This is a genomic window from Sphingopyxis sp. H053 (assembly GCF_001468225.1).
In the GTDB taxonomy this organism is placed as follows: Bacteria; Pseudomonadota; Alphaproteobacteria; order Sphingomonadales; family Sphingomonadaceae; genus Sphingopyxis.
Window position 1 is genome coordinate 36,899 of the sequence record NZ_LNRU01000007.1, and the last position, 21,962, is coordinate 58,860.

Below are 21,962 nucleotides of genomic sequence, written 5' to 3' on the forward strand. Positions count from 1 at the left end.
TGTTAACGCGCTTGCGGAGTCCCGGGAATCCATGTTTCCTAATGGGTGGGGAAGGTCCGAGTCGCTCGGACAGTGGGTCGCACTGACATTGGTGGAAATTTTGCTGTGCCGTTTTTGCGGCAGGGCGAGGTGCGTTCGAGGGAAATTGACATGGATGCTTTCGACAATCCGGCGCGGAATGGAATCACCGGTCCCGCGCGCGACGGCGCATCGAACGAGCAGTCGAGCCGGGCCGCACCGGGCGGCGAGTTTCTTGCCGCCGCGGCGAACGTGACCGCCGCCGCGTCGATCATACCGCTGGCGATCCAGGCCATCCTCGTTCCCGACGCAAGCGGCCGCGTCGTCCTGCCCGCGGGCGCATCGATCGACGATATCACGATTTCGGGAACCGACCTGGTCATCACCCTGCCGAACGGTCAGGTGTTCATCATTCCCGGCGGTGCGGTCGATGTTCCGTCGATCGTCGTCGATGGCGATACGGTGCCGGCGAGCACGGTGGCGCAGCTGCTGGAGAATCTGGGCGAGCTGAACCCCGAAGCCGGCGTCCGCAGCTCGGGCGGCAATTTCGCCGATCCCGAAGGCCCGATCCAGGATGCTTATGCGCTCGGCGACCTGCTGCCTTACACGCAGCTTGCGTTTCCGCAGCCCGAAGACCGCGAACTGCTGCCGGCCGTTTCCGACGAGGAACCGACGATTCTGATCGTCACGCCCGATCAGCCCGCGGGGCTGACCGCCGCAACCGCCAGCGTCAACGAAGCCGGGCTTCCCGCGCGCGGCAACGAGCCCGCGGGCAGCAACAGCGCCGCGAACAGCGAAACCACGACGGGTTCGATCGTCTATGACGCCGGCGACGGTCTCGACACGATCACGATCAACGGCATCGCCATTACGGCGGTCGGCCAGGTCATCACGACGCCGCTTGGCCAGCTGACGATCACCAGCCTGACGCCGGGCAATGTCGGCTACAGCTACACGCTCACCGACAATACCAATGCGAACGCCAATCTGACCGACCCGCTCACCGTCGTCGTCACCGACAATGACGGCGACACCGCGACCGCGACGCTGACCGTCTCGGTCGTTGACGACGTGCCGACCGCGCGGGGCGACACCGACCGGGTCGCCGCAGGCAGCTTTGCGCCCGAGACGGGCAATGTCCTGACCGGAACGGGCACGACCAGCGGGGCGGCAGGGGCCGACACGCCGGGCGCCGACGGCGCGAGCCTGACGGGGATCCGCGCTGCGAGCGGCGAAGGCGGATTTTCGGCGCCGGGCACGGTGCAGGGCCAGTATGGCACGCTGACGATCAATGCCCAAGGCGGCTACACCTATGTCCGGAATCCGGGCACCGCCGGCGGCGTCAACGACGTCTTCAGCTATCAGATTACCGACGGTGACGGCGATACGTCGACGGCGACCCTTACCATCAGTATCGCCGACGCGCCGACCGTCATCACCTTCGTCCCGGGCGATGGCGAGGGTGATGGCGGGACGGTCGTTTATGAGGCCGACCTCGGCCCGCGCGAAGGTGAGGCGCCGGGTTCGGCCTTTGCCGGCAGCGACGCCTCGACCAGCGGCACAATCACTTTCACCGCGGTCGACGGCGTCGGCAGCGTGTCGATCGGCGGCATAACCGTGACCCCCGGTTCGCTGCCGCAGACGATTTCCAGCGACGCGACCGGGACGCTTGTCGTCACCGGCTATAGTTTCAACGCCGCGACGGGCGAGGGCTCGATCACCTATGCCTATACGCTGATCGACAACACGCTCGACGGCGATGGCACGACGGTGAGCTTCGCCCTCGTCATCACTGACGCCGACGGCGACACCGCGACGGACACGCTCGACATCGATATCGTCGACGACACGCCGACCGCGCGCGCCGACAGCGACAGCGTGACCGAGGACGGCCCGACGGTCGCCGACGGCAACGTGCTGACCGGCAGCGGCGGCGAAGATTCCAATGGCACCGACGGCGTCGCCGACGTGCAGGGCGCCGACGGCGCGGCCGTGACCGCGGTCGCGGGCGGCGCGGTGGGCGAACCGCTCGCCGGCGCTTACGGTGCGCTGACGCTGAACAGCGACGGCAGCTACAGCTACGCCCTCAACAATGCGGCACAGGCGGTGCAGGGCCTCGCGGCCGGGCAGACGCTGACCGAGACCTTCACCTATACGATCACCGACGGCGACGGCGACACGTCGACGACGACGCTGACGATCATAATCAATGGCGCCGACGACGGCGTCACGATCAATGGCATCAATACCGAAGGCGGCGATCTGACTGTCGATGAGGATGATCTGGCCGACGGATCGTCGCCCGACGCCGCGGCGCTCACGCAGGCCGGCAGCCTCTCGATCTCGACCCCCGACGGGCTGGGCAATGTGACGATCGGCGGGACGCAGGTCGTGACGAACGGCGTCTTCACGCCGGGCACCGCGACGAGTCCGCTTGGGCTGATCAACATCACCGGCTTCACCCCGGTCACGGGCGCCGACGGGTCGGTGATCGGCGGCACCTTCACCTATAATTATGTGCTGGGCGACAACACGTTGACGCATGGCGCGCAGGGCGAGGACAATGTCATCGACAGCTTTGCGGTGGTCGTCACCGACAGCGACGGATCGACCGGCACCGACAGCATCGACGTGCGCATCATCGACGATGTTCCGACCGCGCGCGACGATGTCGACAGCGTGACCGAGGATAGCGGAAACGGCGACAATCCGCCGGCTGCCGATGGCAATGTTCTGACGGGCTTGGGTGGCGGCGACGCCAACGCGACCGACGGGGTCGCCGACACTCAAGGCGCCGATGGCGCGACGGTCACGGCCGTCGCGGGCGGCGCGCTGGGCGAGGCCTTTGCCGGCGCCTATGGCTCGCTGACGCTGAACGCCGACGGCAGCTATCGCTATGTGCTGAACAACCAGGCGCAGCCGGTGCAGGGCCTTTCGGCCGGCGAAACGCTGACCGAGACCTTCACCTACACGATCACCGACGGCGACGGCGACACCGCGGCCGCGACGCTGACAATCACGATCAACGGCGCCGACGATGGCGTCACGATCAATGGCCTGAACGCCGAAGGCGCCGAGGTTGTCGTCAACGAGGACGACCTGTCCGACGGTTCGTCGCCCGATGCGGCGGCGCTGACGCAGACGGACAATTTCACCGTTTCGACCCCCGACGGGCTCGGCAATGTAACGATCGGCGGCACGCAGGTCGTGACGAACGGCGTGTTCACCGCGGGCACCGTGACGAGCCCGCTGGGGACCGTCAACATCACGGGCTTCACGCCGGTGATCGGCGCCGATGGCTCGGTGATCGGCGGGACCTTCACCTATAATTATGTCCTTTCGGACAACACGCTGACGCACAGCAGCCAGGGCGAGGACTTCGTCGGCGACAGTTTCGCCGTTGTCGTGACCGACAGCGACGGATCGACCGCCAACGCCAGCCTCGACGTCCGGATCATCGACGATGTCCCGACCGCGGCGGACGATGGTACGACGCAGGCGGTCGAAAATGCGCCGGTCACGATCGACGTGCTCGCCAACGATGTGCGCGGCGCCGACGGCGTCCAGCCTTCGGCGGTCCAGCTCGTCGCGGGTTCGCTCACCGGCACCGGCACGCTCGTCAACAACGGTGATGGCAGCTTCACCTACACGCCCGGTGCGCAGGAAACAGGCAGCGTCAGCTTCCAGTACCGGATCACCGACGGCGACGGCGACACCGACGTCGCCACCGCGACGATCACGCTCGTCGCCGATTCGGCGCCGCAGATCGGCAAGACCGCCGATGTCACCGTCGACGAGGATGGCCTCGTGGGCGCCAATGCCGACAACGGCCTGTCCGGTGAAGTCACCTCGACCGGCAGCGCCAGCGCCAACGGCACGATTACCGTCGATTTCGGCAGCGACGTGCCGGCGACGCTCGCGGGCTCGCTCGTCCTCAACGACAGCGCCGCGCTCGACACGCATCTGACCGTTGGCGGCGTGCCGGTGACCTTCGACAAGGTCGGCAACGATCTTGTCGGTTCGGTCGGCGGCAATGAGGTGATCCGCATCAGCCTGACCACCCCGGCCGCGGGCCCCGGCGCGACGCAGGTCACCTATGGCTATACGGTCACCCTGTCGCAGGCGATCGACCAGGCGGTTCCGGGCAGCGAGGATAGCGATTTCCTTGCGGGGATCGGCTTCACCGTCACCGACAATGACGGCACCACCGCGTCGGGCGCGTTCGGCGTCACGATCGTCGACGACCTGCCGACGCTGAGCCTTTCGGATACGCCGACGACCGTCGTCGAAGGCGCGACCGCGACCGGCACCTGGACGCTCGACCGCGGCGCCGACGGCGTTTCGTCGGTCAATGTCAGCTTCGGCAGCGGCAGCGCGACGCTGTCGCTTGCCCCCGGAAGCAGTGTGTCGATCACCCAGCCGACGGGCGCGCTGACGGTCAACGCCAACGGCACCTTCAGCTTTGCCGCTGCGGGCAACCAGAACAACGCCACGAATCCGTCCGCCAGCTTCACCCTGTCGGCGGTCGACCGCGACGGCGATCCGACGTCGGACAGCCTGACGATCGCGATCACCGACGGCGCGAACCCGAAGAACGCCTCCCCGATCACGCTCACGGTCGACGAAGCCGCGATCAATGCGATCGGCAGCAACCCGGCGAGCCCCGCCGAAATGACCAGCGGCGACCTCATTTTCTCCGCGGGCTCGGACACACTTTCGGGCTTCGCCTTCACCGGCGTCGCCGGGCTTGTCGCCAATCTCGACGGGACGGGCATCGATCTTTTCTGGTCGATGGCGCCCGGAGGGCAGACGATCGTCGGCTCGCTCACGCTGGGTGGTCCGGCCGCGATCACGATCAGCCTGACGGCCCCCGCATCGATCCCGCCCGGCCTGTCGGGAATCGCCACGGTTACCGTCACGCTTGCCGACAACCTGCCCCACGCGCTGGCGATGGCGGCGCAGACGCAGGCGCTCGGCGCCGTCACGGTGCAGGCGACCGATACCGACGGTGACGCTGCAACGGGCGTTGTCACCGTGCAGGTCGCCGACGATGTTCCGGCCGCCAAGCCCGACGCCGACAGCGTGACCGAGGATGGTCCGCTGACCGCCGACGGAAATGTTCTGACCGGTACGGGTGGCACCGACGGCAATGCGACCGATGGCGCTGCCGATACCCAAGGGGCAGACGGCGCGACCGTCACGGGCGTGAGCTTCGGTGCAACGGTCGGCGCCGTGGGCGCGGGGCTGGCGGGCGCTTATGGCACGCTGACGCTGAACGCCGACGGCAGCTATAGCTATGTTCTGAACAATGCGGCGCAGCCGGTGCAGGGCCTTTCGGCCGGTCAGACGCTGACCGAGATCTTTAGCTATACGATCACCGACGGCGACGGCGATCCGGCGACGACGACGCTGACGATCACGATCAACGGCGCCAACGACGGCGTCACGATCAACGGCCTCGACGCCGCGGGCGCCGAGCTGTTCGTCGACGAAGACGATCTGCCGGTGCGTCCCGGCGAGCCCGCGGGTTCGGACACGACGCCCGACAGTTTGACCGACAGCGACAGTTTCACCGTGTCGACTCCCGATGGCATGGGCACGGTGGTGCTGACCAGCTTCAACGGCGTGCCGCTCGGTACCCCGCTGACGCTCGTCGTCGCGAATGGCACCTTCACGCCGCAGTCGGTTGCGAGCGCCTATGGCACGCTCAATGTCACCGGCTTCACCGCGGTGACCGGCGCCGACGGTTCGGTGATCGGCGGGACGTTCACCTATAGCTACACGCTGAACGACAATCGCACCGACCATCCGGCAGCGGGCGAGGATAATCGCAACGACAGCGTCGGCGTGACCGTCACCGACATCGACGGGTCGACCGCCAGCGCGACGATCGACATCCGTATCACCGACGACGTGCCCGCCGCCTCGCCCGAAGCGAACCAGAATGTCGCCGAGGGCGCGACGGTCACCGGCACGCTCGACTTCGTGCAGGGCGCCGACGGCGCGACTGTCACCCAGATCAACGGCACGGCGCTGGTCTTCGGTGGCGACGGCTTCTCGCAGGCCATCGATATCGGCCACGGCACGATCAAGGTGAAGGCCGACGGCAGCTACAGCTTCACCGCCGATGCATCGGTGACCGGCGCCGGCAGCGCCGCCGCGACCTACACGGTCACCGATGGTGACAACGACACCGCGACAGCGTCGATCAGCTTCACGATCACCGACGCCAACGTCCCGACCGCGGGCCAGACGCAGGCTTCGGTCGACGACGATGCGCTCGCCGGCGGCAATCCCGCCAGCACAACCGGCGACCTGGCCGATCCGAACAGCGACGGCGACAATAATCAGGCGACCTTCAGCGGCCTGCTCAACCTCAATTTCGGTGGCGACGGCCCGGGTTCGGTGAACTTCGCCGCGATGAACGGCCTGTTCGTCATTGTCGGCCAGGAATCGGTCCAGCTTGGCTGGAACGCGGGCACCAACACGCTGACCGGCACCGGTCCGCGCGGCGTGCTGTTCACCGTCGAGGTCACCAACCCCACGACCGGCGCGTACAAGGTGACGCTGGTCGACAATGTCCTCCACACATCGGGCGGCGACGAGAATGACGCCACGGTGGTGCTGGGCTTCACCGTCAGCGACAGCGACGGATCGACGGCGCCCGGCACGCTCCAGATCAGCTTCGACGACGATGCGCCGACGGTGGTTGCCAACACCACGCAGCCGGTGCTGACGGTCGATGAATCGGCATTTGGCACCGACGCGCCGTTCAGCTTCGCATCGGTCTTTACCCCGACCTTTGGCGCCGATGGCGCCGCGGCGACGAATTCGACGACCTATGCGCTCGGCATCACGGCCGGACCGACGGGTCTTGTCGACACGCTGACGACCCAGGCGGTGGTGCTCAGCGTCGTCGGCGGCGTGGTCGAGGGCCGGACCTCGACCTCGAACGAGCTGGTCTTCACGGTCAGCGTCGCGGCGAACGGCACGGTCACGCTCGACCAGAGTCGCGCGGTGGTCCACACGCCGAACAGCGGACCCGATCAGCCGACGAGCCTGTCGGCCGACAATCTGATCACGCTGACCGCAACGGTTACCGATGCCGATGGCGACACGGCGACCGCCACCGCCAATATCGGCCAGAATCTGGTATTCGAAGACGATGCGCCGGTGGCGAATGACGATATAGCGGGCCTTACCGAAGGCGGCCCGATCTCGGTCACCTTCGACGTCGACACCAACGACACCGACGGCGCCGACGGTTTGGGCAGCCGCACCTTCACCAGCCTCACGGGCACCTATGGTACGATCACGCTTAACCCCGACGGCACGCAGACCTATACGCTGACCGCCGCTGGCCAGACCGCGATCAACGCGCTGGCGCCCGGGGCGACGCTGACCGACATCTTTACCTACACCCTGACCGACAAGGACGGTGACAGCGACCCCGCGACGCTGACGGTCACGCTGACCGGCACCGACGACGGCGTGACGATCACCAACCTGGTGCCCGAGGCGCAGGGTGGCGATGTCTCGGTCGATGAAGACGACCTGCCCGCGGGTTCGGATACGGCGAAGGAATCGCTCACCCAGACCGGCACCTTCAATATCTCGGCACCCGACGGCGTCGCGAACCTCACGATCCATGGCGTGCAGGTCATCAACAATGGCGTGTTCACGCCGGCGACGATTCCTACCCCGCTCGGCAATACGCTGAATATCACGGCTTATAATGCGGCAACTGGCGAGATCAGCTATAGCTACACGCTGGCTGCCGCCGAGGCCCATGCGACGGGCGCCAGCGAGAACAGCCTGTTCGAGAATTTTGTCGTCAGCCTGACCGACGTCGACAATGATACGACCAGCAGCACGCTGTCGGTGAATATCATCGACGACGTCCCGACCGCGCGGCCCGATGCCGACATCGTCGTCGCCGAAGATGGCCCCGCGGTCGGAGGAAATCTGCTGACCAACGACACGCGCGGCGCCGATGGCGCGACGGTGACGTCGGTGATGATCGGGGCGACGACCACCGCGATCAATGCCGTCGGCACGACGACGATTACCACGGCGAACGGGGTCTACACCTTCACTGCGGCCGGCGCATGGACCTTCGATCCGAACCCCGTGAGCAATGCCGCGGCGGCGAATGCGGGCTTCAGCTACACGATCACCGACGGCGACGGCGATCCGGCGACGTCGACGCAGGCGATCAGCCTGACCGACGGCGCCAATCCGATTGGGGGCGGATCGATCACGCTCGCGCTCGACGACCAGAATCTGGTCGACGGCTCGACCCCCGCCGGCCCCGATTCGGCGAACGCATCGCTTGTCTTCACGCCCGGCTCGGACGCCATCGCCTCGATCGTCTTCGCGGCCAGCGTTGCCGGGCTGGGCGGCGGCCTGACCTGGGTGCGCGTCTCCGATACGCAGATCACCGGCTCGGACGGCGCGCGTCTCGTCGTGACGCTCGACCTGGTGCGCGTGGGCAACAATGCATCGGTCACCGCGACGCTCAACGACAATCATGACAACCACACCGGCATCGATGTCGACGATCTCGCGAACCTCGGCTCGGTCGGCGTCGTCGCCACCGACAGTGATGGCGATACGGCGACCGGCACCGTCACGGTCACCATCTCGGACGATTTGGCGACCGCGCGTCCCGACACCGATGCGGTGACCGAGGATGCGGCGAGTCCCGCCACCGGCAATGTCGTGACCGGCGTCGGGACGACCAATGCGCCCGGAAGCGCCGACACGCAGGGCGCCGACGGCGCCAGCGTGACAGGCGTCATCGCCGGCACGTCCGGGGGCGCGGTGGCGGGCAATGTTGGAACGCCGCTCGCGGGCACCTATGGCTCGCTGACGCTGAACGCCAATGGCGGCTACAGCTATGCGCTGAACAACGGTAATGCGACGGTGCAGGCGCTGGGGGTCAACGAGACGCTGACCGAAACCTTTACCTACACCATCACCGACGGCGATGGCGATCGGTCGACGACGACGCTGAAAATCACGATCAACGGCTCGAACGACCTGCCGACGATCGGGACGGCGACGACCGCGGTATCGGACGAGGGACTTGCGGGCGGCTTCCCCGATACGACGGGCACCGTCGATACGACGAACGAGACGGTCCGGAACGGAACGATCACGGCGACGGATCCCGACGGCGACGCTTTGACCTTCTCGCTCGGCGCACCGGCGACGGCGCTGTTCTCGGGCGGTCAGCCGATCGTCTGGGATACGACCAATCCGCAGCTGCTGCTGGGCAAGGTCGGTGCCAATACGATCATCAGCGTATCGATCAACAACAGCGGCAACTTCACCGTGACGCTGTCGCGGCCGATCGATCATCCCAACACGACCTTGGAAGACGCGCTGTCGCTCGTCGTTCCCGTCAGCGTCAACGACGGCACGACGACGGTGACCAACGCGACGGCGCTGACCATCGGGCTCGAGGACGACTCGCCGATCGCGATCGCGCCGCTTGCCGCGGCGCTGATCAATGCCCCCGGCTCGTCGGTGTATCAATCGCTCGATACCGACAATGACGTCGACAATAATTATGGTGGCGACGGCCCGGGCAGCGTGATCTTCACCGCCGCGACGATCGCGGCGCTCCAGGCGCAGAATCTGACGGCGGGCGGTCTGGCGCTGAACTACGTCATCTCGGCCGGTGGCACCATTCTGACCGCCGAAAAGCCGAACGGCGACGATGTCTTTATCATCCGCCTGCAGCCGGCCGGCCATGCCGACCAGTATCAGGTCCAGATGGTCCAGAAGCTCGATTCGACTCAGACGGTCGATTTCGACAGCGGCAGTTACAACTTCGTCGGCGGCAACACGTCATGGGCCGGCTTTACGGTGGCGGGCGACAATAACAGTCAGGACTTGCTGTTGACGCCGATGACGGGCGGGATCGATGGCGGGACCGTGAACACCAACAATGGCACGGGTGGGATCAGTGATGGCCAGTCGATCAAGGCTGGTGAGGCGATGCGGGTCGATTTCGTCGTTGACCTGACCGGATCGCCGAACAGCGGCGCGAACTATGCCACGCCCGCCAACCAGAACCATGCCTTCGACTCGCATTATAATGCGAACGGCGCGTCGGCGCTGTTTACGAATATCGGCTCCAGCAGCAGCGTCCGGCTTGTCGCGCGCGACGACATCGACACCGACAACGACATCGGCGACGGTGTGAAGGATACGATCACCAAGGTCGCAATCAGCTTCAACAATGCGACGCTCAGCGTGACGGCGAATGGCACCTATAATGTCGGCGGCCAGAACTTCACCGTGACCTTCGCCAACGGCGAAGCGACCGTCGCCGGTGTCGTCGCGAATACCGTCGTCGCCGGTTTTACCGCCGACGGATACAACAGCATCGAATTCCACCATGCCGGCGGCGATACGTTCAAGATCGGCGACTTCGGTGCGGTGGTGCAGACCGAAAACCCGGTGAACTTCAACGTCCCGGTCACCATCGTCGATCGCGACGGCGACACCGCGCAAGCATCGCTGGCGATCACCACGGCTTCACCGCTGCTGGTGATCGGTTCGGCAACCGGTGACGTCGCTGGCGAGCCGACCGACCATGTCGTCGCCAATCCGCAAGGCCAGGTCGACGGCGCGATCCAGGGCAGTGCTTTCGACGATACGCTGGTCGGTGATCCGGGATCGGTGACGATCACCGAAGGGCAACAGGCGAATATCGTTCTGGTGCTTGACAGTTCGGGCAGCATGACGACGCAGATTCCGTTCGGAAACAGCACGATCTCGCGGCAACAAGCGCTTGAGGATGGTGTGCAGGCGCTGATCGACAGCCTGGCGGCGTCGGGGGCCAAGGACATCCGTATCACGATCATCGATTTCGACGCGGATGGGGACAATCTTGGCACCTTCGACCTGATCGTCAACGGGGTCGTCCAGACGCAAGAGGTCAACGATGCCAAACAGGCGGTCGAGGACATGTCGGCGGGCGGCGGCACCAACTATGAAGACGGCCTCCAGGATGCGCTGAGTTGGATCAACGGCGGGAACGGCATTGTCGGCGCCGACATCAATAAGGTCGTCTTCGTTTCCGACGGTCTTCCAACCCTATGGAATACTGGCGGCAACGGCAGCGATTCCGACGCCACCAACGTCCAGAATGCGATGGACCAGGTGCTCGGCACCGACGGCTCGAACGAGCCGCAGCAGATACTCGCGACCGGCTATTCGATCGATTCGATCGGGATCAACGTCAATGCGACGCTGCTTGCACGGCTCAGCGATGTCGAGGACGGCGTTGCATCGGGCGGGACGGGCAGCGCGACCAACGCGACCTCGGCCGAAGAACTGGCTGCCGTGCTCCAGGTTCTGGGCGGCTCGACCGACCTCGCCGCCGCGGCGAATGACACCATCAACGGCGGCGCCGGGGGCGACGTGATCTTCGGCGACGTCCTGTTCACCGATACGCTGGCGACCCAGCTAGGCGTGAGCCTTCCCGCCGGGTCGGGCTGGGCCGTCTTCCAGACGCTCGAAGGTCGGGCAAATCTGGAATCGATCGATCCCGGACTCAATGGCGCCGATTGGACCCGTCAGGATACGATCGCCTATATCCGCACGAATTACAGCGCGCTGGCACAGGAAAGCGGACGGACCGGCGGCAACGACACAATCAACGCCGGCACCGGGAACGACATCGTCTTCGGCCAGGAAGGCAATGACATCATCGACGGTGGCGATGGCGATGACATCATTTCGGGCGGCACCGGTTCGGACACGCTAACCGGTGGCATCGGCAACGATATTTTCTGGCTTGCCAATGGCGAATTTGGGGCGGGCGAAACGATCAACGGCGCCGCGAACAGCGACACCATCCTGCTGACCAATGCCACGACGGTCAATTTCGCGGGCGGCACGATCAGCGGCGTCGAAACGCTGACGGGCAGCAGCGGTATCGACACGGTCTCGATGTCCGCGGCGCAGTGGGCGTCGTTCGCCACGATCGACCTTGCCGGTGGCGCCGACGTGCTGAACATCGCGGTCAGCGGCGCGGTGAATATTTCCGCCGCGGGCGCGCCGACGGTCAGCAATGTCGAGACGAGCAACCTCACCGGCTCGGGCGGTGCGGACACGCTGACGCTGACCGGCGCGCAGCTCGATGCGATCATCCAGGCGGCCGGCACGATCGACCTTGGCGCGAACAACAGCGATACGATCGCACTCACCTCGACCTCGGCCGACCTCAACGGCCTCGCCGATGGCAGGCTGGTGAATGTCGAGACGGTTTCCGCATCGGGAGCGGCGGCCGGCGTGACGATCAACCTCGGCGCCCAGACCGAGACGATGACAATCACCGGGTCGGCGAGCGGCGACGCACTCACCGCGAGCACCGGCAACAACAGCGTGGTCAACGCCGGGTCTGGGGGCGATACGGTCACCATCAACGCCGCGGCGCTGACGACGCGCGCCTGGACGGTCGACCTCGGCAACGGCGATGGCGCAGTGGACAAGATCGTCTTTAGCCACACGGCCCTGGGGTTTGGCGACAACACGGTCGCCACCGTCAGCAATTTCTCGACGACGAACGACCGGATCGCGGTGTCGATGGGCGGCACCAGCCGCACCGACGGCAGCTTCGTGACCGTGACGGCAACGCAGACCACCATCGGCGCCGGGGTCGAAGTCGTCGAACTGGTCAATAGTGCCTGGGTGACGGGTTCGCTTGGCAATGACGGCGACGGATCGACGATCGAGGGTTTCATTCAGAGCGCAACCGACGGCATTCCGGTCGGGATCTATACGTTCATCGTCTATTCGGGCACGGGCGGTTCGGCGAATGCGGGCATCTATTCGGTGTCGATCACCGGCTCGGCCAACCCCACCCAGGGCGGGATGGCCGTCGAACATATCATGACGATCAACGGTGTCGGTTACGGCAATCTTTCCGCCGCCAACTTCGTCGGAACCGCCGACCCGATCATCCTCGATCTGGGCGGCGACGGCTATGCCTTTGGCGCGACCGCCGCATTCGACATCAATGCCGACGGCGCGGCCGATCGGGTGACGTGGAATTCGTCGAACGACGGCATTCTGGCGGTCGACCTCAACGGCAATGGCAAGATCGATAGCGGAACCGAGATTTTCACCCCCGGCTTCGGTGGCGGCAATTTCGCCAGCGGCGTCGCGGCGCTCGCTTCGCTCGACGGCAATGGCGACGGCATCATCGACGCGGCCGACGCGGCTTTTGCCAACCTCCTGATCTGGCAGGACGCCAACGCCGACGGCGTCAGCGATGCGGGCGAGCTTTCGAGCCTTGCCGATCGGGGGATCGCCTCGATTGCGACGGGCGCCACCCCCACTGACGAGCAGGTCGATGGCCAAGCGGTGACCGCACGCGGCGGCTTCACCCGCGAGGACGGCACGAGCGGCGACTATATCGAAGTTCAGCTCGACACACAGCTCGGTGCCCGCGCACCGGCGCGCGAGGCGGAAGACGTCCAGCGCGCCGCGGGCAATCAGGCGCTGACGAGCTCGCTGGTCGCCGCGTCGCTGATCGTGGGGATTCAGGGCGCGCAGCCCGACAACGGCGCATCGCCGATCGTCGCGGCGAAGAACGAGCCGGGTATCGAGCAGGCCGACGGCGGCGTCGCAGCGGCATCCATCGATGCTGCGGCGACGGCCGCGCCTTCGAGCGCCGCCAGCGACGGCCTTGCCGAAACGCCGAAAACCGCCGCGCCCGACACATCGGCCACGCTGCATTCCGACGACGCGAGCCCCGCCGCGATCGACGGCGTGCAGGACAGCGGCTGGCGCAGCGAAACCACCGACAATGCCGACGCCGACAGCTCGGATTCGCTGGCCGACATGATCGCGGATCGCGGCTCGTTCGATCCGGGCGTAATGGACGGTCTGCTCGCGCTGGCGGCGGTGCCCGCCGATGCGGTTGCCGCGGGTTCGGATGCCGCGGCGCATGATCCGGCGGCGACTGCGGTGCTTGCCGAGGTCCTGGAGAGCGGCGGCAGCGCGGTCGATCAGCTGATCCACGCCGTCACGGGCGGCCATGAACCGGTGCAGATCGCGGCCGGTGAGACGCCCGCTTTCGATCTGGCGCAGTTCCTCGATCAACAGGTCGCGCCCGATGTGGCGTTCCCGGCCAGCCAGCCGCTGGCAGTGGATCTTCACCATATGGCGGCGGCCTGATCGAGCAAATTTAGGACCAGTGGAACAGAGAATAACGGGAGGGCGATACGAAATGGCACATCAACCGGGAAAATGGATGGCGGGGGCATTCGCCGCGCTGGCCTTCGCCCAGCCTGGCAGCGCATATGCGCAGGCTCTTGCCGATCTGCCGATCGATCAGGTGCGGACCGAGGTCCAGACCCGGTACGACGCGGCCTTGGCGCTGACCACTGATCGATCGGTCGTCGCCGCCAACAGCAACACCTATACCTGGGCGTCCGAAGCCAAGGTGCAGTGCGGCATCGCAAAAGGCTTCCTGAAGTCGGGCAACAAAGACGCCGAAAGCCTGCGTCGCTGCGATTTCGCCTATGGCATGATGCGGAACCAGCCGCCGCCGACGCCCGAGGCGCCGCTCGTACCGCCGGCACCGCCGACGGAAAATTGCCCGCCCGAGGTCGCCTCGACCTTCTATTTCGACTGGGATTCGACCGTCGCGCCCGCCGACGCGAGCCAGTCGGTGGCCTTCATGGCCGAAAACCGCACGCGCTGCGGTTGGCGCAGCTTCACCGTCGTCGGTCACACCGACCGGTCGGGCTCCGACAGATATAATGACGGTCTGGCGCTGCGCCGGGCACGCGTGATCGCCGACATGATGGGCGTGGCCGGCATTCCGGCCGATGCCATCGCCGTATCGGGCATGGGCGAACGCAAGCCGCGCGTCCAGACCGTGGATGGCCAGCGCACGCCGGAGAACCGGCGTGTCGAAGTCGAAGTGAATGGGGGACTGTGATGAAACCGCAACATAAGCTCGCCGGCTTTGCCTCGGCGCTCGCCATATCCCTTTTCGCAGGCCAGGCTTTTGCCGAGCCGACCAGCATGCAGAATGTCATGGCGGTCGCGATCGATTCCAATCCGCAGATCAATCAGGCGGAAATGAACAAGCAGGCAATCGAGTTCGAACTCGAACAGGCGAAGGGCCTGTATCTGCCGCGCGTTTCGCTCGAATTGTCCGCGGGGGTCCGCCGCCTCGAAAATGCGACGCGCCGCAACCTCGGCATCGCCAATGACGAACTCTATCCGCTCGAAGCGGGGATCCGCGCCGAGCAGACGCTGATCGATTTCGGCCGGCGCCACGGCGAAAAGCTGCGTCAGGCGGCGCGTGTCGACGGTGCGGCGCTCCGCGTGGTCGAACGATCCGAGTTCATTGCCCTGCAATCGGCGCGGCAATATCTCGACGTCTTGCTCCAGCAGCGCGTCGTCGCCGCTGCCGAAGACAATATGACCTTTCACAACAGCCTGGTGTCCGACCTGTCGAGCGGCGTGACCGCCGGATCGATCAGCGTCGCCGACCTGCAGCAGGCGCAGGAACGCGCCAAGGCGGCAAGCGTGCGCGTGTCCGAAGCCAAGGAAGCGCTGCAGAATGCAAGGATCGAGCTGCTCGCGCTCAGCGGGCTCGAAGTTGAAGAGGTGCAGATGCCGCCGGCGATGGCCGAAAAGCTGCCCGTCAGCCTGAGCGAAGCGGTCGGCCTGACCCGGTCGCGGCACCCCAAGGTGCTCGAAGCGCAGGCCGACGTCGATGCGGCGAATGCCGAGGCGAAGAAGGAAAAGGGCGATATCTTCCCTACGATCGGCCTCGAATTTTCGGGCCGGGTGGGCGAGGATATCGACGCGTTCCGCGGCGAGACGACCGACCTGTTGGGCCGTGTTGTCCTGCGCTGGGATATTTTCAATGGCGGGATCAACCAGGCGAAATATCAGGAGATGATACGCCGCGCGAGCGAGAGCCGCTTCCGCCTGCATGAAACCGAGCGCAACGCCGAGGCCGATACGCGCCGCGCGTGGAACAGCCGCGAGACGCAGACCGCGGTGTTCCGGGATCTTGTCGATCAGAGCAAGTCGACCGACGAACTCCTGCTGTCGTACCGCGAGCAATTCTCGGTCGGCCGCCGTTCGCTGCTCGACGTGCTCGATGCGCAAAACACGCGTTTCAACGTTCAGGTCCGCGCCGAAACGGCGCGTTTCTCGGAGATGTTCGCGGTCTATCAAATCCTCGCATCGACCAACAGCTTGCTGGAGGCGTTCAACCTGACCGCCCCCGAAGCGCGCCGCGTCTATGCGCGCGAGAAGGTCGGTTACGGTCCGCCGGCCCCGGCCGAACTGCAGCGCCGCCACTATCCGCAATGATGTCAGTGGATTGATTCCAAGTAGAAAATTTCAATATGGTGCAGAATCAATCCTCGATTGCGCGTATCGGTAAAGAGGTGCCGGGCGATCCGCTGATCGCCTGCATCCTCTTTGTCGCGCAGCATTTCGGTCAGAATTTCCAGCGCGGCGCGCTCTCGGCGCTCGCGCGCGATGAGAGGGGTTTCCTCCCCTTTCATCAGGCCGAAGCCGCGCTCGACCTCTGCTTCATCAACAATGAGCGGCTCTATGCGCGCAAGGTGCGGAACCTTGCGCGCGAGCTGCCGGCGATCATCCGGCGCACCGATGGATCGTGCGCGGTGCTGATCGAAGCGCGCGATAGCCAGTATCTCGTCTGGGAACCGGGCGCCGAAGCGCCAGTTTGGGCCGACGAAGACAGTGTCGAGGAAAGCTATGCGGGGCAGGCGGTGGCGGTGGCCGCCGATCCGACCGCGATCCGCGCCGAAGAACGGCCGTGGGACGAACAAGCCAAGCGCCACTGGTTCTGGAGCGAGGTCCGGCGGATGCGCCGTTCCTTCTATCCGGTGCTCGGCGCGGCGCTGATGATCAACCTGCTCGGCTTTGCGCTGCCGCTGTTCACGATGAACGTCTATGACCGCGTCATCCCGAACAAGGCGGTGTCGAGCCTGTGGGTTCTCGCGGTGGGCGCGCTGCTCGCCTTCGCGGTCGAATTCACGCTCCGCCTCGCGCGTTCGACCTTGCTCGACGATCTCGGCCGCGAACTCGACGTCAAATTGTCGGAGAAGATCTTCTCCAAAGTGCTGAACATGCCGCTCGCCGACCGCCGCGGCAGCACCGGCATGCTCGCGCGGCGCGTCTCCGAATTCGAAAGCATTCGCGATTTCTTCGCCTCGACGACGATCGTGCTGATCGTCGATGTCGTCTTCCTCGTGCTGTTCCTGATCATGATCGCGGTGCTCGCGGGCTGGCTCGCGCTCGTCCCGCTGGCGATCATCGTCGCGATGGGCGTTGCCGGCTATTTCCTGCAGCGACGCATGGCGCAGGCGTCGCTCGACAATCAGGCCGACATGAGCATCCAGCATGCGATGCTCGTCGAGGCGATCGGCGGGGCCGAAACGGTCAAGAGCTGCGCCGCCGAGGGACAGGTGCTCGGCCAGTGGCGCCGGATGGTCGACACCAGCGCGCGGACGCAGGCGACGATGCGCCGCACGGGCGCCGCGGCGATCAACCTCGCGACGCTGGGCCAGCAATTTTCCAGCCTCGCGCTCGTCGTCGGCGGCTTTTACTTGTTCGATGCGGGCAAGATTTCGATGGGCGCGATCATCGCGATCGTCATGCTCGCCGGCCGCTCGATGGCCCCCGTCGGGCAGCTCGCCTTCCTGATGACGCGCGGGCGCCAGGCGCTGACGACGATGGCGAGCATCCAGCAGATGATCGAGGCCGACGACGAACGCCGCATGGGCAGCAGCGCGCTGAACCTCACGATCGACACGGGCAATGTCTCGGTCGAGGGACTGTCCTTCACCTATCCGGGCGCCGCGGCACCGTCGCTCACCGACATCGATCTCAAGATCGCGGCGGGCGAGCGGATCGCGATCGTCGGCCGCGTCGCGTCGGGCAAGTCGACGCTGGGGCGCCTGCTCTGCGGCCTGTACGCGCCCGAGGCGGGCAATATCTTCATCGACGGGCTCGACAGCCGTCAGCATTCGCCGATCTACCTGCGCTCGCAATTCCGCTTCGTCGGGCAGGATGCGGTGCTGTTCAGCGGCTCGATCAAGCAGAATATGCAGTTTTGCGCGCCCGCCGCGACCGACGCCGAGTTGCTCGCGACCTTGCAGTCGATCGGCGCCGACCGCTTCATGGGCCGCGACGAAACCGGACTCGACCGCGGCACCGGCGAGCGCGGCGCCCAGCTTTCGGGCGGCCAGCGCGGCTTCCTCACCATCGCGCGCGCGCTGGCCTCGCCCTCGCGGCTGCTCTTCCTCGACGAACCGACCGGCGCGATGGACACACAGAGCGAACGGCTTTTCATCAACGCGCTCGATAGCGCCGTCGCGAAATCGCAGACGGTGATCATCGCGACGCACCGCGAGGCGATCCTGCAGATGTGCGACCGCATCATCGTCATCGACGGCGGGCGGATCGTCGCCGACGGCCCGCGCGCCGAAGTCCTCGCGCGATCGACCAAGGAACCGGCATCATGATCCCTGAGCTTAACATCGGGCGCGATGGCGCCGCGGCCGCCGACGCACCCTGGGCCGATGCCCGGCAGGGGGCGCCCAAGAGCCTGAAGCGGATCCTGCTGGGTCTCGCGCTGTTCGCGGCCGCGATCCTGTTCGCCTCGTCCAACGATCGCCTGTCGCGCTTCGTCGAAGGCGTCGTCGCCAGTTGGACCGCCGATCCCGTCGAAGCCGCCAAGGCGGCGAAGCAACAGGCGATTGCAAAGCTGATCACCGAAACCGAAACCAACTCCGTCGTTCCCACCGCCGAAGGCGCCGATGCCGTCGCGCGCAACGCGCTACTCCCGGTCTCGACGCTGCCGGTCGAGGCGGCGCGGCCGTTCCTGATGCCGACGATCTCGCTGGCGCAGGCGACCAACGCGCAGCGCTGTCTGACGCAGGCGATCTATTATGAGGCGGCGACCGAATCCGATGCGGGCAAGGCCGCGGTCGCGCAGGTCATTCTCAACCGGATGAAGCACCCAGCCTATCCGAACACCGTCTGCGGCGTGATCTATCAAGGCAGTTCGCGCCCGGGTTGCCAGTTCAGCTTTGCCTGCGACGGATCGATGCGCCGCCCGCCGGTACCCGCGCTGTGGCGCCGTTCGGCCGAGATCGCGCGCGCCGCGCTGTCGGGCCATGTCGAGACGAGCGTCGGCATGGCGACGCATTATCACGCCAATTATGTGCTGCCGCGCTGGGCGCCGAAGCTCACCAAGATCGAGCAGATCGGCGCGCATATCTTCTATCGCTGGCCGGGTTCGTGGGGGAAGCCGGGGGCTTTCTCCGACGCCTATGCCGGTGCCGAGTGGATCCCCGCGTTTAGCCAGCTCTATCAAGGCAGTACTGCCGCTGTGGTGGCGCTACCCGGCGAAGCGATCGCGGTCGAGGGTGTGCCCCCGCCGCGCGACCCGACCGACCACCGCGCCGACAATGACGTCGGCGGCCGCGTCGATATGACCAAGGGCTGGGTTCCCAATATTCCCGACCCGACGCAGAGCAAGTCGCGCTTCGACAGCCTGACGAGCCAGCAGGGCACCGCAGCCACACCCGAAATCCAGCCCGGAACATAACCATGGGAATCGTGAAATTCTGGCAGCGCCTCCGTGGAAGCGAGCAGATCATGGTCGCGGCAGCGGCGGGTTTCGTGCTGTTCCTGCTGTGGGCGAGCATCGCGCGCGTCGATGAGGTGTCGCGCGGGCAGGGCCGCGTGATCCCTTCGTCGAAGGTGCAGATCATCCAATCGGCCGAACCCTCGACGATCCGCGAAATCCTCGTGCGATCGGGGCAGACAGTGAAAAAGGGCCAACTGCTCGTGCGGCTCGACAATACGACGTCGCAGTCCGAACTCGGCCAGCTCGAAACCGAAAATGCCCGCCTCGCGCAGCGCGCCGCGCGCCTTGCGGGCGAAGGCGGCGGGGCGGGTTGCATTGGGACAAGCTGCGGCGACGAAACGCGGCTGGCCGAGGTCCGGCGCTCGTCGCTGCAAAGCCAGCTCGCGGCGCTGTCGGCCAGCGTCGAGCAGCGCCGCCGCGATATGGGCGAAGCGCAGGCGACCGCCTCGTCGCTCGAAAGCAGCCTGAGCCTCGCGCGCGAACAGGTCGCGATGCTCGCGCCGCTCGCGGCAAAGGGCGTCGTGCCGCAGACCGAGCTGCTGACCGCGCAGCGCGAGGTCGTCGACATCCAGGGCCGGCTCGCCGCGGCGCGCCAGGCGATTTCGCGCTCGCAGGCCGCGGTGCGCGAAGCGGGCGCCGAAGTGTCGCGCGCGCGCTTCGATTTCCAGCAGGAAGCGCTCAACGAACGCAGCCAGCTAACGACCAAGATGGCGGTGAATGAGGAAACGATCCGCGGCGCCGAAGGGCGGCTGGCGCGATCGGAGATCCGTTCGCCAACGCGCGGCGTCGTCAACGACCTGCTCGTCAACACTCTCGGCGGTTATGTGAATGCGGGCGAAAAGATCATGCAGATCGTGCCGCTCGGCGACAAATTGCTGATCGAAACGCGCGTCACCCCGCGCGACATCGCGTTCATCAAGGTCGGCGACCCCGCGAACGTCAAGGTCACTGCGTACGACTTTTCAATCTATGGCGGGCTCAACGGCAAGGTCGTCCGGGTGTCGGCGGACAGCATCTATGACGAGGTCGAACGGCAGGCTTATTTCACCGTCGTCGTCGAAACGACCAACAGCTATCTGACGTCGAACGGTCGGCGGCTGCCGATCACCCCCGGCATGCTATGCGACGTCGAAATCGTGACCGGGAAAAAGTCGGTGCTGAGTTATTTGCTCAAGCCCGTCTTGAAGGTCAGCGGATCGGCGCTTACCGAACGCTGATTGTTCAGCGCCAGCGCGTAGGATTTTTGCGACGCCGGGATCGCCGCGAAATTCGCCGACGGCTGTGTGCCGCGATAGGCGTGGACCCAGCGGCGGTTCTCGCTGAACGACAACACCGGACGCACCGCATTGGCCCGGCTGCCGTCGTAAAGCCGGTCGGTCACATTATCGAGGACGACCTTCCCGGCGTCGGTCTGGACGAGCAGGAAGGCATGGTCGGCGTTCGCGGCGAGGTCGCGAAGGAGGACGAGCTTCATGCGGTCGGCGTCGACTCCCGCGGCGCGCAGCATCTGCATTTTCAGAATCGCGAAATCCTCGCAATCGCCTTTGCCGCGCGCGATCGTTTGCTCGGCGGTCGCCCAGAAATCGCGCTGCCGGTAATTGCGGTCGTCGTTCACATAGGCGATCTCGCGATTGACCCATTGATTGACCCGCGCGAGCAGGTCCTGCTCGGCCAGCCCCGGCGAAGCGTTCGCGCGGCGTAGCTTGCTTTGCATCAGCCCGGCGGGCGCGGCGCGGCGGACATGATCCCAGCGGTCGTCGAAACGCGTGCGTTTGACCGGGATCGCGCGGGTGCCGAGTTCGGCGGCCGGATCATATTCGGCGGTTTCAACGAGCGGTACGAAAATCGACGGCGCACCGCAGTCCTCGGACGAGGGGAAAGCGATCGGGGTGCGGCTGGCAGGCTCGAGCGCCTGCCGAACCGGGAAAGCGGCGAGGCCGGCGGTGATCGGTACAGCGGCAGCGGCTTCGGACGCCGCGATTCCCTGCTGGTCGGCCCGGATGCGCTCGAGCGCGCTCGGCGCTCCGCCCAATATGGCGCGTGAGATGTCGGCCCTGGCCGGCGGCGCATAGCTCGCCGCGACGGGGCATGCGGTCTTGCTGCCCGCCAACGCCTTGGCGTTGAGCAGCTTCGACGAGGCGTGCGCGACCGACGGCGTCAGCGCTGCGGCGGCAAGCGCGATGGAGACAGGAAGCCATCGCGAATCGCCAGCGACAAGATGGGCATGCTTTCTCATGCGGCCCGATTTGCCGGGGCGGCGTGAGGATAT

7 protein-coding genes are annotated in these 21,962 nt (G+C 66.0%); 6 read left to right on the top strand and 1 reads right to left on the bottom strand.

The window, feature by feature from the left end:
* Positions 1-150 precede the first annotated feature (150 nt).
* The 6 genes from ATE70_RS14675 to ATE70_RS14700 are packed head-to-tail and all read left to right on the top strand — an operon-like array spanning position 151 to position 20,910.
* A complete protein-coding gene (locus tag ATE70_RS14675; protein ID WP_058538652.1) occupies positions 151-14,217 on the top strand; it encodes a VCBS domain-containing protein in 14,067 nt (4,688 codons plus the stop codon).
* Positions 14,218-14,269: 52 nt separating this feature from the next.
* Positions 14,270-14,986, top strand: coding sequence for an OmpA family protein (locus ATE70_RS14680; protein ID WP_197411467.1), 717 nt, complete (start codon positions 14,270-14,272; stop codon positions 14,984-14,986).
* The gene (locus ATE70_RS14685; protein WP_058538911.1) at positions 14,986-16,380 is read left to right on the top strand and encodes a TolC family protein; all 1,395 of its coding nucleotides are present in this window, start codon (positions 14,986-14,988) and stop codon (positions 16,378-16,380) included. Before ATE70_RS14680 ends, ATE70_RS14685 begins: the two co-directional genes overlap by 1 nt.
* 35 nt (positions 16,381-16,415) lie before the next feature.
* A complete protein-coding gene (locus tag ATE70_RS14690; RefSeq protein WP_058538654.1) occupies positions 16,416-18,563 on the top strand; it encodes a type I secretion system permease/ATPase in 2,148 nt (715 codons plus the stop codon).
* Complete coding sequence (locus ATE70_RS14695) at positions 18,560-19,651, top strand: cell wall hydrolase (protein WP_082639569.1); 1,092 nt, start codon at positions 18,560-18,562, stop codon at positions 19,649-19,651. The genes ATE70_RS14690 and ATE70_RS14695 overlap by 4 nt, the downstream gene beginning before the upstream one ends.
* A gap of 2 nt (positions 19,652-19,653) precedes the next feature.
* Positions 19,654-20,910 (top strand): HlyD family type I secretion periplasmic adaptor subunit, encoded by a 1,257-nt coding sequence (locus ATE70_RS14700; protein WP_037517121.1) that lies wholly within the window; start codon positions 19,654-19,656, stop codon positions 20,908-20,910.
* Here the strand turns inward: ATE70_RS14700 and ATE70_RS14705 are convergent.
* Positions 20,856-21,929 (bottom strand): transglutaminase-like cysteine peptidase, encoded by a 1,074-nt coding sequence (locus tag ATE70_RS14705; RefSeq protein ID WP_058538655.1) that lies wholly within the window; start codon positions 21,927-21,929, stop codon positions 20,856-20,858. The two genes, ATE70_RS14700 and ATE70_RS14705, sit on opposite strands and share 55 nt — an antisense overlap.
* Positions 21,930-21,962 lie beyond the last annotated feature (33 nt).

Bases quoted from the DNA above. Each gene is read 5' to 3' on its own strand.
- ATE70_RS14675 (WP_058538652.1), top strand. From the start codon at position 151: ATGGATGCTTTCGACAATCCGGCGCGGAATGGAATCACCGGTCCCGCG.
- ATE70_RS14680 (WP_197411467.1), top strand. From the start codon at position 14,270: ATGGCACATCAACCGGGAAAATGGATGGCGGGGGCATTCGCCGCGCTG.
- ATE70_RS14685 (WP_058538911.1), top strand. From the start codon at position 14,986: ATGAAACCGCAACATAAGCTCGCCGGCTTTGCCTCGGCGCTCGCCATA.
- ATE70_RS14690 (WP_058538654.1), top strand. From the start codon at position 16,416: ATGGTGCAGAATCAATCCTCGATTGCGCGTATCGGTAAAGAGGTGCCG.
- ATE70_RS14695 (WP_082639569.1), top strand. From the start codon at position 18,560: ATGATCCCTGAGCTTAACATCGGGCGCGATGGCGCCGCGGCCGCCGAC.
- ATE70_RS14700 (WP_037517121.1), top strand. From the start codon at position 19,654: ATGGGAATCGTGAAATTCTGGCAGCGCCTCCGTGGAAGCGAGCAGATC.
- ATE70_RS14705 (WP_058538655.1), bottom strand. From the start codon at position 21,929: ATGAGAAAGCATGCCCATCTTGTCGCTGGCGATTCGCGATGGCTTCCT.